This window comes from Bordetella sp. 02P26C-1 (assembly GCF_009763255.1).
Classification (GTDB): domain Bacteria; phylum Pseudomonadota; class Gammaproteobacteria; order Burkholderiales; family Burkholderiaceae_B; genus Bordetella_A.
Window position 1 is genome coordinate 12,745 of the sequence record NZ_WSJB01000001.1, and the last position, 15,715, is coordinate 28,459.

At 61.1% G+C, this 15,715-nt stretch carries 17 protein-coding genes; 6 read left to right on the forward strand and 11 right to left on the reverse strand.

The window, feature by feature from the left end; translation table 11 throughout:
• Positions 1-11: 11 nt before the first annotated feature.
• Genes denD through GOQ28_RS00070 form a run of 4 tightly spaced genes read left to right on the forward strand, consistent with a single transcriptional unit; the run spans position 12 to position 3,597 of the window.
• Positions 12-992 (forward strand): D-erythronate dehydrogenase, encoded by a 981-nt coding sequence (gene denD, locus GOQ28_RS00055; RefSeq protein WP_160354949.1) that lies wholly within the window; start codon positions 12-14, stop codon positions 990-992.
• 10 nt (positions 993-1,002) lie between these two features.
• A complete protein-coding gene (locus GOQ28_RS00060; RefSeq protein ID WP_160348656.1) occupies positions 1,003-1,566 on the forward strand; it encodes a TRAP transporter small permease in 564 nt (187 codons plus the stop codon).
• A complete protein-coding gene (locus GOQ28_RS00065; RefSeq protein WP_160354950.1) occupies positions 1,563-2,843 on the forward strand; it encodes a TRAP transporter large permease in 1,281 nt (426 codons plus the stop codon). The genes GOQ28_RS00060 and GOQ28_RS00065 overlap by 4 nt, the downstream gene beginning before the upstream one ends.
• A 19-nt stretch (positions 2,844-2,862) precedes the next feature.
• Entirely contained in the window at positions 2,863-3,597 is a 735-nt protein-coding gene (locus tag GOQ28_RS00070) for a FadR/GntR family transcriptional regulator (RefSeq protein ID WP_160348654.1), read from the forward strand.
• A gap of 67 nt (positions 3,598-3,664) precedes the next feature.
• On the opposite strand, the gene GOQ28_RS00075 is transcribed toward GOQ28_RS00070, so the two are convergent.
• The 11 genes from GOQ28_RS00075 to GOQ28_RS00125 form a co-directional block, all read right to left on the reverse strand.
• Complete coding sequence (locus GOQ28_RS00075) at positions 3,665-4,447, reverse strand: ABC transporter permease (protein ID WP_160348653.1); 783 nt, start codon at positions 4,445-4,447, stop codon at positions 3,665-3,667.
• The gene (locus GOQ28_RS00080) at positions 4,440-5,198 is read right to left on the reverse strand and encodes an ABC transporter ATP-binding protein (protein WP_160354951.1); all 759 of its coding nucleotides are present in this window, start codon (positions 5,196-5,198) and stop codon (positions 4,440-4,442) included. Before GOQ28_RS00080 ends, GOQ28_RS00075 begins: the two co-directional genes overlap by 8 nt.
• The gene (locus GOQ28_RS00085; protein ID WP_160354952.1) at positions 5,198-6,523 is read right to left on the reverse strand and encodes an acyl-CoA thioesterase/bile acid-CoA:amino acid N-acyltransferase family protein; all 1,326 of its coding nucleotides are present in this window, start codon (positions 6,521-6,523) and stop codon (positions 5,198-5,200) included. Before GOQ28_RS00085 ends, GOQ28_RS00080 begins: the two co-directional genes overlap by 1 nt.
• On the reverse strand, positions 6,520-7,596 hold the full coding sequence (locus GOQ28_RS00090; RefSeq protein ID WP_160354953.1) for an ABC transporter substrate-binding protein: 1,077 nt from the start codon (positions 7,594-7,596) through the stop codon (positions 6,520-6,522). Before GOQ28_RS00090 ends, GOQ28_RS00085 begins: the two co-directional genes overlap by 4 nt.
• Positions 7,597-7,663: 67 nt before the next feature.
• A complete protein-coding gene (locus GOQ28_RS00095; protein WP_160354954.1) occupies positions 7,664-9,190 on the reverse strand; it encodes a class I adenylate-forming enzyme family protein in 1,527 nt (508 codons plus the stop codon).
• Positions 9,191-9,275: 85 nt separating this feature from the next.
• Positions 9,276-9,698 carry a PaaI family thioesterase gene (locus GOQ28_RS00100; protein ID WP_160354955.1) on the reverse strand — a complete coding sequence of 141 codons (423 nt, stop codon included), beginning with the start codon at positions 9,696-9,698 and terminating at the stop codon, positions 9,276-9,278.
• A 45-nt stretch (positions 9,699-9,743) separates the two neighbouring features.
• Entirely contained in the window at positions 9,744-10,748 is a 1,005-nt protein-coding gene (locus tag GOQ28_RS00105; RefSeq protein WP_202109289.1) for a zinc-binding dehydrogenase, read from the reverse strand.
• 35 nt (positions 10,749-10,783) lie between these two features.
• Entirely contained in the window at positions 10,784-11,770 is a 987-nt protein-coding gene (locus GOQ28_RS00110) for an ABC transporter substrate-binding protein (protein WP_160348646.1), read from the reverse strand.
• Between the two features lie 15 nt (positions 11,771-11,785).
• A complete protein-coding gene (locus GOQ28_RS00115; RefSeq protein WP_160348645.1) occupies positions 11,786-12,556 on the reverse strand; it encodes an ABC transporter permease in 771 nt (256 codons plus the stop codon).
• Positions 12,553-13,347, reverse strand: a complete 795-nt coding sequence (locus tag GOQ28_RS00120; protein WP_160354956.1) for an ABC transporter ATP-binding protein — start codon at positions 13,345-13,347, stop codon at positions 12,553-12,555. Before GOQ28_RS00120 ends, GOQ28_RS00115 begins: the two co-directional genes overlap by 4 nt.
• On the reverse strand, positions 13,344-14,084 hold the full coding sequence (locus tag GOQ28_RS00125; RefSeq protein WP_160354957.1) for a GntR family transcriptional regulator: 741 nt from the start codon (positions 14,082-14,084) through the stop codon (positions 13,344-13,346). Before GOQ28_RS00125 ends, GOQ28_RS00120 begins: the two co-directional genes overlap by 4 nt.
• A gap of 456 nt (positions 14,085-14,540) precedes the next feature.
• Here GOQ28_RS00125 and GOQ28_RS00130 point away from each other — a divergent pair, with 456 nt between their 5' ends.
• Together GOQ28_RS00130 and GOQ28_RS00135 are read left to right on the forward strand one after the other, a co-directional pair.
• Complete coding sequence (locus GOQ28_RS00130; RefSeq protein ID WP_160354958.1) at positions 14,541-14,774, forward strand: hypothetical protein; 234 nt, start codon at positions 14,541-14,543, stop codon at positions 14,772-14,774.
• Positions 14,775-15,064: 290 nt separating this feature from the next.
• Entirely contained in the window at positions 15,065-15,709 is a 645-nt protein-coding gene (locus tag GOQ28_RS00135) for an OmpA family protein (protein ID WP_160348641.1), read from the forward strand.
• Positions 15,710-15,715: the final 6 nt, after the last annotated feature.

Consider the following 15,715-nt stretch of genomic DNA (forward strand, 5'->3'; position numbering starts at 1 on the left):
CGGAGTCAATTATGCAGATCGCCATTACCGGCGGAGGTGGTTTCCTGGCATCGATGCTGGTGCGGCGCCTGCTCGAAAGCGGCGTGGCCGGGAAACCGGTCACCCGTATCGTCACCATTGACCTGGTGCCGTGTCCCGTTCAAGACCCACGTGTGGAAAGCATCGTTTCCGACGTGGCGGACCCGAATACGCTCGCCCGCGCGATTACCACCGATACGCACGCTATCGTCCATTTGGCCGCCGTGGTGAGCGGGCAGGCGGAGGCGGATTTCGATCTGGGCATGCGTGTGAACATCGATGCCACTCGGGCGCTGTTGGAACATGCGCGCGCGCTTGGCACCAAGCCGCGTTTTGTCTTTACCAGTTCGGTGGCTGCCTTTGGCGGCACGTTGCCCGAGCGGGTGCAAGACGACACGCGTACATTGCCTCAGAGTTCTTACGGCGTGCAGAAAGTCATCGGCGAGTTGCTGGTGGGCGATTACACGCGCAAGGGCTATATCGATGGAATTACGCTGCGTGTACCGACGATCTCCGTGCGCCCGGGTGCGCCCAATAAGGCCGCGTCGAGTTTTGCCAGCGGCATTATTCGCGAGCCCTTGGCAGGCGTAGAGGCGGTGTGCCCGGTGTCGCCTGAACTGCGCATGTGGCTGCAATCGCCCGATCGTGCGATAGACAATCTGGCGCATGCGTTGGAAGTCGATGGCGCGCTGTTGGGCAATGACCGTACGGTAAACCTGCCGGGCTTGTCGGTGTCAGTGGGCAGCATGATCGAAGCGTTGCGTACGGCGGCCGGTGATGCCGTCACGAAGCTGATCCGTTACGAACCGGATCCTGCGGTCGAGCGTATCGTGGCCTCGTGGCCTAACGATTTCGAAACCGTGCGCGCACGTGCATTGGGGTTTGTCGCGGATGAGGACTATGTCTCGGTGGTACGTGCCCACATGGCGCGCATGGGCATGACGTCCACGGCGGCGCAGAATCCGCCCACGTAAAGGAGCGCACATGAAAAAGCTGATTGACGGCTATTTCCGAATGCTGAGCCTGCTGATGGTGTTGTGCCTTGTGGGCATGGTTGTGCTGGTGTTTGGCAATGTGGTGTTGAGGTATGGCTTGAACTCGGGGATCACGAGTTCAGAGGAGGTGTCGCGCTGGCTGTTCGTCTGGCTGGTGTTCCTGGGCGCGCTGGTGGCGCTGCGCGAACGTCAGCACCTGGGCGTGGAAATTCTGGTGCGCCGCTTGCCGGTCGCGGGGCAGAAAGTCTGTTTGATTGTAAGTCAGCTCTTGATGCTCGCCACGCTCTGGTTGTTTTTGTCGGGCAGTTGGGAGCAGACGCTGATCAACTTGCATGTCGAGGCACCGGCGACAGGATGGTCGATGGCGATCGTCTACATGGTAGGCATTGTGTTTAGCGTGTCGGCAGGCGCCATGGTGCTGTGGGACTTATACCGGGTGCTGTCTGGCCGTATGCGCGACGACGAGCTGGTCATGGTGACCGAATCCGAAGAAAAAGCCGAACTGGATAATTTGAAGCGCGAACTCGCCGAGGCAGAGGGGAAACAGCCATGACCGTGCTCGTATTTATCGGGGCACTGCTGGGCGCGATGGCGCTGGGTATGCCCATCGCCTTTGCGCTATTGGTATCGTCCGTAGCGCTGATGTGGCATCTGGACATTTTCGATGCCCAGATCATCGCGCAGAACTTTATCGCGGGGGCGGATAACTTCCCCCTACTGGCAATTCCGTTCTTTATGCTGGCCGGCGAGGTCATGAACGTCGGTGGTTTGTCGCGCCGGATTGTCGATATGGCAATGGTCGTTGTCGGCCATATTAAAGGCGGTTTGGGCTACGTCACGATTGTCGCGGCATGTTTGTTGTCGGCATTGTCGGGCTCGGCAGTGGCGGACGCGGCGGCACTCTCGGCGCTGCTGGTTCCCATGATGGTCAAGGCCGGCCATGCCAAGACGCGGTCGGCCGGTTTGGTGGCGGCGTCGGGGATTATCGGGCCGGTGATTCCCCCAAGTATCGGCTTCGTGATCTTCGGGGTCGCGGCCAACGTATCGATCACCAAGCTATTTCTGGCCGGCATCATGCCCGGAATTTATATCGGCGCGGCGCTCTGGTTGACGTGGTGGCTCTGCGTACGCAAAGAAGATCTGGAGCCCGGCCCCCGCGCGAGTGCGCGTGAACTCTGGCGTGCCACTTTGGATGCTGGCTGGGCGCTGATGTTGCCGGTCATTATCATCGTGGGGCTGCGTATGGGTGTATTCACGCCTACGGAGGCCGCCGTCGTGGCTGCTGTCTACGCGCTGTTCGTGTCCACGGTGATCTATCGCGAACTCAAGCTCTCGCAGCTATACGCTGTGTTCATGACGGCGGCGCGCACGACCGCGGTGATCATGTTGCTGGTCGCGGCGGCCTCGATCGCGGGCTGGTTGGTAACTGTGGCGGACTTGCCCGGTGCAATTACCGACATGATGGAGCCGTTCCTGGATAACCCCACGATGTTGCTTATCGCGATCATGTTGCTGGTGATCGTGGTGGGGATGGCGATGGACATGACGCCGACAATCCTGATCCTCACGCCGGTGCTTATGCCCCTGGTGCGGCAGGCGGGGATTGATCCCGTATACTTTGGCGTTCTGTTCATTATTAATATGTCCATCAGCCTCATCACGCCGCCGGTGGGCACCGTGCTCAGCGTCGTGGCAGGGGTGACCAGGCAGCGTATCGATCAAGTGATGCGCGGCGTATGGCCATTTCTGATCGCCGAGCTGATCGTGCTGTTCCTGCTCGTGTTTTTCCCGGCGCTGGTCATTATTCCGGCGCGCTGGTTCAGTGGCTGATATCGTCAGGAGCCAGTCTATGTGCGCACGCCCAGTGGGGGAAGTCAGTAAGCCGGTGGGCGGTACATTGGCGGATCGGGTGACGGCAGAGTTGATGCAGCTCGTGCGGGGCGGGGCCTATCCCGTCAATTCGCGGCTGCCGACCGAGCCTCAGCTCGCCGAGCGCTTTGGCGTGAGTCGGACGGTGGTGCGTGAAGCCATTTCCCGCCTGAAGTCCGAAGGCATGGTGGAAACGCGCCAGGGCAGCGGCACCGTGGTGCTCGATCCCAAGCGCAATACGTTTCGCATCGATGCGCTAGGTGGCGAGCTGGAAGCGCGGGCCGTGCAAGAGGTGCGCTGCGGTCTGGAGAGCGAAATGGCGGCGCTTGCCGCCGCGCGCTGCACGGATGAGCAAATCGCGCGGATTCAACGCGCCCTGCGGCGGATTGACGATGCAGTGGCCGATGGCGGCGATGGCGTGGCCGAGGATATGGCCTTTCACGCGGCGATTGCCGAGGCTGCCCAGAACCCGTTGTTGACCTCGCTGCTGGAGTTTATCGGGCACGCGCTGCGTGATGTGATCACGATCACGCGTACGCATGAAGCGCGTCGCGAGGATTTCTTTCAGCAGGTGAATGAAGAACACGCGGCAATTGCGCAAGCGATCGCCCGCAGGGACATAGAGGGTGCGCGTCGGGCAGCGCTGCACCATATGCAGAGTTCGATTCAGCGTTTGATCGCAGCAGAATCCGACGAGCAAGGTCCCGCACTCTGATCGCGGGGGCGCTGTGCGCGCGTCCACGCCTGCCTGCCACGGCGCCACGCCGCGCAGGCAGGGCGATTTACCGGCGTTTTCCCGACGAACGCGACTCCCAGAACACCACGCGCCGATGGATCGCGCGCATGATCATGGAGCCGGTCAGACCGATCGCGGCCAGGAGCAACACGCCCGAGAACATCGTTGCCAGGCTCATGCTTACTGAGGCGGAAGCAATCAAGTAGCCCAGCCCCTCTTGTGCCGAAAGGAATTCGCCCACCACGGCGCCAATCAGGGCCAATGACACACCGATCTGCAAGCCCGAGAAGATCTCCCCCGATGCGGCCGGTAGCTTGACGTGCAGCAACATGTACAGGCGCGATGCCGAGAACGCGCGGCAGGCGTCTAACAATTCCGGGTCCGTGCGTTTGATCCCATTGATCGTGTTGACGAACAGAGGGAAAAAGCAGACTAGCGCGACGAGCACGACCTTCGACGCCATGCCAAAGCCAAACCACACCAGAATGATCGGGCCCAGCGCCACCTTTGGCATCGCTTGAATACCGATGAACAAGGGATAGAGAAACCGTTCAAACGTACGCGATTCCGCCAGCAATGCCCCCATCACGATAGCCAGGCTGCAGCCTATTGCGTAGCCGCTGAGCGTTTCGGACAGGGTGGCCCAGATGTGTGGCCACAGTGAGCCGGTGGCAAAGCCTTGATAAAGGGCAGAGAACACCGCCGAGGGAGGCGGCAGAAGATAGTCGGGAATGGCAAACAGCTGGATCGCGAAATGCCACACCAACACCAGCACCGACAGGCTGATCAACGGGTAGACAAGCGCGGTGATATCAAAACGTTTATTCATGAGTGAAATGGCGGCGCAGATGATGGCAGGCCGCGGTGAAGTCCGCGTCGTTCAGCGTTTCCAGGGTACGAGGACGCGGCAGGTCTGGGCGATAGTCCTCGATGATGCGACCCGGGCGGGGCGACATCACCAACACGCGATCGGCCAGAAAGACCGCTTCGGGAATGCTATGCGTGATGAAGAGAACGGACTTTTTCTGCGTGCTCCAAATACGTTGCAACTCCAGGGTGAGAGCTTCACGGCTCAGTGCATCGAGGGCGGCGAAGGGTTCGTCCATCAAGAGCAAGTCGGGATCGGGTAGCAGCATGCGGGCAATCCCAACACGTTGCTGCATCCCGCCCGACAGTTCATAGGGATAGTTCTTGGCAAAGCCTTCGAGTCCGACCAGCTCGAGCAGGGCGCGCGCGCGTTCTCGCGCGGGGCCTGTTGGAAGCTTTAACGTCGTCGCCGGCAGCAAGACATTGTCCAGCACCGTTTTCCAGGGCAAAAGGTTGGGCTTTTGAAACACAACACCGGTGCGGCGGCTCGGGCGGGTGATGCGTTCGCCGCCCAGATCGATCGTGCCCGACGTCGCCGGCAGCAAACCCGCTGCGAGCTTGAGCATGGTGGACTTGCCGCAGCCGGAAGGCCCGAGCACGGCGACGAACTCGCCGTCTTCAATCTTCAAATCAATATCGCGCAATGCCTCGATCACGCCACTACGGGTGGGGTAGGTCAACCCCACGCCTTGCAGGTTCAAACTGGCGCTCATTACTGTCCCTTGTTGCCGCTTGCTTCGTGGCGAGCTTGCCGCGCCTGGGCGAGGAATTCATGCACGCGGGCCCACGAGACACGGTTGGCCGTGGCGTTAGCCGCGGCGGTTCCCCCGCCACTTAATACGACCTTGCCTACCGGGTGCGGTTTGGCGATCAGCGTGGCCGGCAGGTTCGGTACGCCGATGGCGTGGCCCGCACCCTCGCAACGCACATGTTCGACCGGCCAGGCATGCTGGTGCTCGCGCAAGGTCTGCTCGATTTGCTCGCTATACCAGCTGGACGGCCAGAATCCATCATCCGTGCCCGAGATCAGCATGACCGGGCCGCGGATCTGCTCAACCGGAATGCGCGCGGCGGCCACGGCGGCGGCGTTGCGCATGGGCGTATGGAAAGCAGGCTCCTGACGTACCGGGCGACCATCTTCCGGCCGCTGATCAAAAGCGCTCCAGTCCACATCGGGATTGTTCTGCCAGACGTTGGGCAAGGGCTTGCCTTGCCATGTCCAGACGGAGGAGTCCGGCGCTTGACCGGCAAAGCCCGCGCGCAGCGTGCCGTGTATAACCGAGCTGGGCACATAAGCGATGGTGGCGCTGATTTTTTCGGGAAAGCGCGAAGCAAGCAATAACGATAGTTCACCACCGCGCGATTGACCCGTGATGGCAACGAAGCCATCGGCGGGTTTCAACTCCCGGTGCACCCAATCGAGCGCGCGTTCGAAATATTCCAGCGGCATATCGCCGATAGTGTCCGGCAGCCCCGGGGCTTTGAAATAGCCCAGCGCCAGCGCTTGATAGCCCCGAGCGGCATACAGTGCCGCGCGTTGGCGTGGAATCCCGCCGCCGGAGCCATTCATCACGATGATGGCAGGGTGCGGGCCCGGCGTGGCCGGCGTGAACAAGGTTCCCACGATCTGCGCTTCGGCGATCTCGCGGCGCGTCACGCCATCGACGATAAAGCGTTGGATGAATTGCGTCTGTGCCTTTTCACCGCGATCATTGCTGGCCGACAGCTGTATCGTCAGCGCGTTGGTTTCCTCGGAGAGTTCCAGTTCGGTGGGCAGCGACTGGCGACGCATTGCCCACACGGTAGCCATCGCGTCCGGGGTGTCCCAGTCGCCTTGTTGCGGCGCCTGAATATCCAGATCGACAATGCCAGTCTCGTCGAGGACAAACTGAGCGGTGCTGTGCCATGTACTGCCATCGGGATGCGACAACGTCGCAACGAGCGTCACAGGGCCCGCGGTAAATCCGCTCAGGCGCACGCTGCGGCGGACGTCAACTGCGGCATCGACGGGGGTGACCTCAATGTTCGGCTGACTCATTTAGCACTCCGGGCCTTTTCGCGCACGGCGTTGGCGTCGAAATTGTTGATCTGCTCGATCAGCGAATTGGAGAAAATGTCTTCGACGGGCACATTGGCCGAAGGGTACTCACCGGCATCGGCCATTGCCTGAATGCCCGCCTTGATCGAGGTCAAATCGTATTGGCCCGGTACGCGCGGCGTGCCATCACGCTTGTTCAGCACCCGGTCCAGACGGCGCGACAGCAGGGTTGCGGCATCGGCCAGTGCCTTTTCCGGCGCGACATCGGCGGGTTTGGCCTGCGGGTTGGCGCGCCAGAAGGCTTGCACGCAATATTCCGGGTTCGCCTGGCAGGCGATCTGAGCCTTGGTGTAGGCCCGGCCAAAGCGGGCCAGCAAATCCGGGTTGTCGCGGAAGTTGTCGACGTGCGTGATAAAGCCGTTGCCGGCCGTCTCGCTGAAGACCTCGGGATACGCGACGCGGCGGATCTTGGTGCCCGACATTTCGAGCATATCGTTCCAGCTGCTGTTGAAGTTCAGCGCATCGACGCGGCCAGCCTTGAGGGCTTGAAAACCGGCTGCCAGGGCGCCCACAGCCACATAGTCCACGTCTTTACCGGGGGTCAGTCCCGCCGTGCGCAGCGCGGCGCGGCCACCCGGGATGGTGCCCCAGGTCAGGGCGCCCACGCCGATCTGTTTGTTTTTCAGATCGGTGATGGTCTTGATCGGCGATTCCTCCAAGACGGCGAATTCCATGGTGTTGGTGGGCACGCCGTTATAGAAGTAGCGCAGCGGCAGCACGTCCTTGCCGCTGAAATAGCTGGAGATTACGGGTTCCGAGGTCGGATAGCCGATGGTCACGCGTTTGCTGGCGACTTGTGGCAGCAACGCGCCCGCGCCTTGAAACACGATCGTTTTCACGCTCAGATTTTCGTCTTTGAAGAATCCGAGCTCTTCGGCCGCCGCGTAGGGTGCGCCGTCATGCACGGCCGGTGGGATGGCCAGGGCGACCGTAACTTCGTCCAGGGCGTGCGCGGCCGTCAAGGGGGCGAGCGCGGCCAGCGCGGAGGTCAGAGTAAGCAGCGTAAAGCGCATGATGATTCCTTCTCAGTCCTGTGAGTAGGGTGCGAGGCTGTTGTGAATGGACGCCTCGCACCAATTTTTAACTTTTGCTCTGTGCTTCTTGGGCCAGCCGACGCGCGGCGTCGGCTAACAGTTGATGGCGATCGATTTTGTTGGTGGATGCCAGTGGCAGAGCATCGACGAACCAAACGCGCCGCGGATGTTGATATGCGGGCGCATTGGCCAGTGCGTGCTGTTTGATTTCTTCTGCATCGACTTGATGTCCGGAGCGCACGACCACGAACGCCACCGGCTTGGTTCCTTTGATGTCGTCATCGACCGGGACCACCGCCGCTTGCTGAATCGCGGGATGTTGCTCCAGCATCTTCTCCACTTCACCGGGGTAGATGTTTTCGCCGCCGCTGACGAACATATCGTCGCGCCGGCCGACGAAGGTGTAAAAGCCATTGGTATCGCGACGGAATACGTCGCCAGTGATGTAGTGCCCGTCTTCGGTAAAGGGCGCGGCCAGATCCGGCCGTTGGTGATAGCCTTGCATCAGTCCGGGGCTGCGTACAGCCAGGATGCCTTGATCGGGGCCGTCTTGCGGGCCGGGGATGAGTTTGACGCTGACCAGCGGATGCGGATAACCGACCGACATGGTGGGCGCCGGCAGACCGTCCGGGTGCGGGCCGAACACAACGGGTCCGCCTTCGGTGGTGCCATACGCGTTGATGACACGTGCGGCGGGGAAGATCTGATGGATCTGCTTGAGCAGGCTCGCGCTCACGGGGGCAGAGCCCATGCGGATCACTTTGACTGACGACAAGTCCGTACGCGAAAGCAGTTCGCGTTCGCGCAGCATCATCGCGATCATCGGCGGTACGGCGGTCAGCCAGGTGCAGCGATACGTACCAATGGCATCGATGTAGGCGGCCGCTGTGAATTGCGGCAGCAGCACTGTGGTGGCGTGGCTGGCCAGGGATAGAAAGGCCAGCGCAAGCGCATTCATGTGATAGAGCGGCGCGGCAATCAGCGCGCGTTCCGCATTGAGCGGCGTGGCTTGCACGCGCGTCTGCACGGTCCACCACTGTCCTGCGTGCGACAAACGCACGCCTTTGGGCTTGCCGGTCGAGCCGGAGGTGTACAGAAATAGGGCAGTATCGTCGGCGCTGGGCGCATACGACGGGGCGCTGCCTTCGGCACGCCAGACATCAAACGCTGCCGTATCGAGCGCCAGGCTGGGAATGCCAGCCGGCACCGCGCCGGCACGTGCCATGTCATGCAGTACCAAGCGCGCACCCGAGTCTTTCAACACATACTCGATGGTGGGGGGCGGAAATTTGTAGTTCACCGGCACGGCAATCAACCCCGCGCGCATGATGCCCAGCACGGTGGCGATATACGGCACGGAGTTGGCCGCCAGCACGGCGATGCGATCACCGGGCTGATAACCCTGTTGCCGCAGCGCCTGGGCCACACCGCGAGCCATGTCGTCCACATCGGCGTAGGTGTAGGTGCGCGGCACAGCCGCGGCGCCCACGCGCCCATCTAGCCCAATGAGGGCGATTTGTTGCGGGTCGGCTTGCGGATCGATCAGATCGCCCAGATTTTTCAGAGTTGTCATGATGCGGGACTGCGTGACAGTGAACCGGAATGAAGAGCTTGCCTGAAGCGGCGCGTCCCCCGCGCGAGCAGGGGACACAGGTGCTTTATGCCTTGGGTTTCGGCGTGGAGTAAGCGCCGCGGCCGCTGGCCAACAGCTTGCCTTCCGAGTCATACACGTAGGCTTCGGCGATGGAGATGGAGCCAGCCTTGATGACTTTGCCCTTGGCACGCAGATCACCGCGCATGGCGGGGCGGTGGTAGTCCACGCGCAGGTCGATGGTGGGCACACCACGACCCGTTTGCGATACCAGTGCCCAGTCGGCGGTCAGGTCAACCAATGCGGCCAGGATGCCGCCATGGGTGTAGCCGCCTTCGGGGTTCACGACCCATTCTTCACGCCATTTGGCCGACAGCTCGATTTCGCCTTCGCCGACCGACAGGACTTCGATGCCCAGCCATTGGTGATAGGGGCCGCGACGCAGGCGCGCCTGGACGTCTTCTTTGCTGGGGAGAGTGTTTTCGCTCATGTTGCTTCTCAAAAATAGTTTGGACGATACGAACGCCGTGTCAGCTCAGGGGGTGACAATGACCTTGCCCAGCACTTCGCGGTCGCGGATCAGCGCGAGACCTTCGGCGGCTTGCTCCAGCGGCACGACGCGGTCGATGACGGGCTTGACGCTGCCATCGGCAACCATATCCAGCAGTGCCTTCAGGTTGTCGTCGTAGAAGCTGTTCGAACCCTTGATGTTGATCTCGAAGCTCCACACATAGCGCAGATCTTCCTTCGGATCGTGGCCGGCCGTCGCGCCGCAAACGAGCAGCGTACCGCCGCGCTTAATGCACTTGAGCGAAGGCACCCAGGTGTCGCCACCGGTAAAGTTGATCACCACGTCCACACCGCCTTCGTCGGTGCGACGTTGCGGTTTGCCGTATTGCGCGATGGCCCACTTGGAGAAGTCGGTTTCGCGGTAGTTGATGACGTGGTCGGCGCCCACTTTGCGCAGCTGCTCGCCCTTGGCGTCGCTGCCTGCGCAAGCGATGACTTCGGCGCCCAGCAACTTGGCCAGTATGACGCAGGCAGTACCCACGCCGCCGCTGGCGCCCAGGATCAGCACGCGGTCGCCGGCCTTGACGGTGTTGTGCGTGATCAGCATGCGGTGCGCGGTACCGTAGGCCACCGGCAAGGCGGCTGCGTCTTCGTAGCTGACGGCGTCCGGCAGGGCGATAAGCTGAGGTGCGGACACCAGGCAATATTGCGCCATGCCGCCGTCGAGCATTTCGCCCATCAGGCCCTTGGAGCGGTTCAGCGGGTTGACCAGCACGCGGTCGCCGACTTTCCAGCCTTCGACGCCCGCTCCGACCTCGACGATCTCGCCGGCCATGTCCAGACCGATCACCACGGGCAGCGGCACTTTGATGCCGGGCATGCCGCGCACGGTGAACACGTCGTGATAGTTAAAGGAGGACGCACCCACACGAATCACCACGTGGCCTTCCGTCGCCGTGGGCACGGGTTTGTCGGTGACGACATGCAATTTGTCCAGGTCACCGTGTTCGCTCAATAGCAGGGCTTTCATCGTTTTGCTCATGGTTACTCTCTCTTCGGTAGTCGTTATTGAATGGACTTGGATTTTTCGTACGGGCCGGTGACAAACAGGTCAGCCGGCAGCTCGCCCTTGATCATGCCGCTGGCCTTAAAGACTTCGTGCTCGCGCTTGAGCGTGTCGATATCGGCTGGCTCGAAAGCCACGCGGTTCATCTGCGACCATTGCCCGGCATAGACGCGCGCGTCCGCCTCCGGCAGGTTGGCCGATTTCTGCAGAATCGTTGCGACTTCATCGCGATTTTTATCGCCCCAGGCCAGCGTGTTGCGCAGACCCGCCAGAACGCGGGCGACGACCTCGGGGTGCTTTTCCAAGAACTCGCTGCGCACGGTGCCGATACCGATATAGGGCACCGAGTCCGTCTTGGTCAGCTTTTTCCATTCGTCGGCGAATGATCCGAGTGGCGTGACCTTCAGGTCTTTGAGTTGGGCAATGGTGACAGAGCGCAAAGCAGAAGCGTCGACCTGTTTTTGCGCCAGAAACTGCGCCAGACGAGCTTCATTGCCACCCACCAACGAGAAGTCGTTGGCTTTAATGCCGTAGTTGCCATCGAGCACTGCGCCAGCGATCACGGCCACTGAGCTGCCTGCGGGCGACATGCCGACTTTTTTGCCTCGCAGTTGTTCCAGCGAGGTGATGGGGGAGCCTTCGGGCACGACGAATTGCACATCGGCGGGCTGCGTGGCGGCAACCACCTTGACGGGCACGCCTTCCGCGGCGCTGCTAAAGACCCCTGCGGCGGGCGCGCCAAACGCGAAGTCAATCGAGTTCGAGGCCAGCGCGCGCAGCGGTGCATTCACGTCCGGAAAGCGCACGAACTCGACATCGAGGTCCTGGTTTTTCAGAAAGTCAGTGGCTTCCAGCACCGAGCCATAGCCCAGGCTCACGCCGCTGCTCCAATAACCAATACGCACCTTGTCGGCGGCGAACGCCGACGCACTGGTCAGCAAGGCCGCCGCAGCGAGCCCGGCCGAAAGCAATTTTTTTCCGTTCATGTCGAACTCCTTGATTTAGAGCGGTTTCCAGCGGAACAGGCGTCTTTCCAGAGGCTTTAATATGCCGCCTTCGAGCGCCAGCATGAGCAAGACCAGCATTAAGGTCCAGGCGAACACTTGGTCTGTCTGTACCAGATCGGCGGCCTGCCGCAGGCGATAACCGATGCCATCGGATGAGCCCAACGTTTCGGCCACCAACGATACGCGCCAGCCAAAGCCAAACGCCAGGCGCGCACCGGAAAAGAAATACGGCAAGATGGTGGGCAGATAGATCTTTCGTAGAATCTGCGTGCGCGTCATGCGGAAACTGCGCGCCAGATCGATGTGCTGTTTATCGACGTTCTTCGAGCCCTGCCATACGTTGGTCAAGATCAGCGGCATGGCCGTCATGAACACCACGAAGATCGTGGTCGCATTCGAGATACCGAACCAGATGATGGCGAACACGGCCCAGATGGCCGACGATACGGTATTGGTGACCGACAGGAGCGGTTCGAAAAAGCTGGCTAGCGTACGATTCGACCCGAGCAACAGCCCCAACGGCGTACCTACGACCGTGGCCAGCAGAAAGCCCATCACTACGCGATATAGCGTCATGCCCACATCATGGGCAAAGGTGGCGGTGCCGAACAAGGACTGCATCGCATGCCAGACTTTTAGCGGACCGGGCAACACGAACGCAGGCATACGCGAGGCAGCCAAGGCCCAGATGGCCACGAAGATCGCCGCCAGCGCGACACGTTGAGCCACGACGACCCAGATGGAACGTTGGGAGCCGTTGCTCATGGTGTGACCTGCAGACGGAGTTGACGGGTAAGCTCGGCGGTATCGCGGTCCGTCGGTACGCGCGGACGCGACAGGTCGACCTCAACGATCTGTTTGACGCGGCCGGGTCGCGGTTCGAGCAGCACAATGCGATCGGCCAATACGACAGCTTCTTCTACATCGTGCGTGACAAACAGGATCGTCGCGCCAGTTTCGCCCTGAATACGTAGCAGCTCCTGATGCATTTGGCTGCGGGTATGCGGGTCCAGTTTGGAAAACGGCTCGTCCATCAGCAAAATCGAAGGTTCCACGACCAGACTGCGTGCCAAGGCCACGCGGCTACGCATGCCGCCCGATAATTGATGCGGCCACGAGCGCGCGAATTCTCCCAACCCCACGACCTGCAATGCGCGTTCGGCGCGTGCATGACGTTCTTGTTTGGACAGATGCATGGCTTCCAGACCGAACTCGACGTTTTCTTTGACGGTGCGCCACGGCAGCAGGCGGTCTTCCTGGAACATGTAGGCGAGTTGATGCCATTGCTGAAACTGCGCCGCGGGCACGCCCTGGATCTCCAGCGTGCCGCTATCGAAGGTATCCAGCCCCGCCACGATGTTTAGCAGCGTGCTTTTGCCGCAGCCCGATGCGCCCAACAGCGCCACGACCTCACCGCGCCGCACATCGAAGGACACGTCCCGCAGCGCCTGCAAGCTGCCGTAGTATTTGTTCAGCGCCCGCACGTCCAGCACGGTGGGCGCATTGCTGCGCGCGCGGCTGTCAGACGTCAGGGCGTCGGGGCTCAACACATTCATCGCCAGTTCCCCGCACCCGTAAACGGGATAGCTGCACCGGTTTGCGCCAGGCTTGCATATAGCTTTTCCATCGTCATGCTTTGAAAGGTTTCGATGTGCCGGCGGGCGATGGTTTCGGCTCGCTTGGCGTCCTGTTCTTCGAACGCGTCAATCAACGCGTTGTGATCGTGCTTGATTTCGGGCTTGGTCTTTTGCACGCCAAATCCCAACGCTACCAGGCGCGACATTTCGTCCAGCAAGGATTCCAGCGTGCGATGCAGACGTTCATTGCCAGAGGCGGCCGAGATCGCCAGATGGAATGCTTTATTCGCATGCATGAACGACTGGATGTGTTCGCTCAACGGCAGCGCCGGGTCATGGTGGCGGCATGCGGCTTCCAGTTCGCGCAAATGCGCGGTGTCGACGCGGCCCACGGCCAATCGAGCCGCCAGCGGCTCGAGTTGCACGCGCAGCGTGAAAACTTCCTCGACGTCGCGCAGGGTGATCGGCGTGATCTGGTATCCCTTGCGAGGGCGCGATTGCATATAGCCTTCGTGGGCCAGTCGCACCAGTGCAACGCGCACGCTGGCTTTACGAATCCCGTAGCGCTGCATCAGCTCGGGCTCGGTCACGAACGCGCCGGGCGGCAGGCGGCAAGAAATAATGTCGCTGCGCAGGCGCGAGTATGCGTCGTCACCGAAGCTGATCGGGGCGTTTCCTTCTATTGCCGAGGCAGAGAGTGCAGTGGGAATGATCATGGAAGCCGCGTCTAAAAATGTTGTGTGAGCAGCTCACACAATGGTGTAAGTGCTGCCTACACAAAGCCATTCTAGGTGCCTACAAACTTGCCGTGAAACACTGATATGCGCTTTACATATAAGTAAAAGCTATATAGATGGTCATGCATAAGCGGCCCGGCGGATCTATCGAGGGGGCGGCTTCCCCGGCAGCCGGATCGCGGAGCCCCGTCGTCAGGCGTGGATCAGTCCTGTTTACAACCACTGGCGGGCTTAGCGCGAGCAGACATGAGGGCGTGTATAGCCCGCGTTATTGAGGGATTTGCCCGCAGCAGAGGTCCGTGCCGCCACGCTTGTAATGGGAGTTAACCCCCAATTTTCACTAGCCTGCAGGCTCTCTGGGCATGGCAAGACGGCCGGCCCGGAGAATCCAACGTGCCGGCGAGTGTCGGTTGTACTTACTAGAGAGAGTGCGTTATGACTTATTTACCTCTATTCCTGCGTTGCAAAGTTTCGCGCCTGGCTTGCGTTGTGGCGGCCGCCATCGCTGTGGCCACGCCTATCTCTGCACAGGCGGCGTCCCTGATTTCGGGGCCGCTGCTCGACAATGCGCGCCGCAACATCCTTGGCGTGCGCGGCAGCCTCGCGCAGGTGCCAGCGGACGAGTCCGCGCAGGGAACATACGTGCCGGAAGGGTACGCCGAGCGATGATGTAAGGCAGACCCGGCTCTCCGGTCTTTTGCTAGCAGGAACGGCGTGGACACGGAGGGCCCATCGTATGCATTTGGCCTCTAGCGCCGCGCAAACCGAAATTGCATTGGCGTTGGAATGGTTACAAACAGTCGTAACAGTGGGTCTCTCACTTGCTAGGATTTCGCGGTCTACTTCTGCTTAACCCGCGCGACGTTGGCGCTTCGGGAGTCACAGGGTAGATATCAGGCTGTTATTCGCGCATCTATCGCAGCCGCCTGATTTACTGAATCCCGCGAGTGGAGATCGTTATGAAAATACAAACAAACCTTCCCCGAATCACCGCCATTGCGCTTGCGGCCATGCTGGTCACGGGCTGCGCCACGCAACAAGGCACGAACACCGCGATTGGCACCGGTGTGGGCGCCGCGGCTGGCGCGGGTATTGGGGCGCTGATTGGACACGGCAAGGGAGCAGCCATCGGCGCGGGCCTCGGCGCCGTCGCGGGTGGTCTGGTTGGCTACAACTGGTCCGGCGTCAAGCAAGACGTCCAGCAATCCGGCGCGTCGTCCTTGGGGATTGATGTGGTGGAAATGCCCGATGGCAGCCTGAAGGTCAATATTCCGAGTAACGTCTCGTTCGACACGGACAAAGCCGTGCTGAAACCCGAGTTGCTGCCCGTACTCGATAGTGTCGCGCGTTCGCTCGCGCAGCATCCCGAATTGCGCACCAAGGTGGTGGGCCATACGGATAGCACCGGCTCGGAAGCACACAATCAGAAGCTTTCCGACAGCCGTGCGCGTAGTGTGACGACGTACTTGGCGAGCAAAGGTATCGCGCAAGACCGCATGACCATAGAGGGCCGCGCCGCGCGCGACCCGATCGCGGACAATTCGACAGCCGAGGGTCGGGCTCAGAACCGGCGCGTGGAAGTCTATCTGTACGCGGTGCAGTAAAGCGGA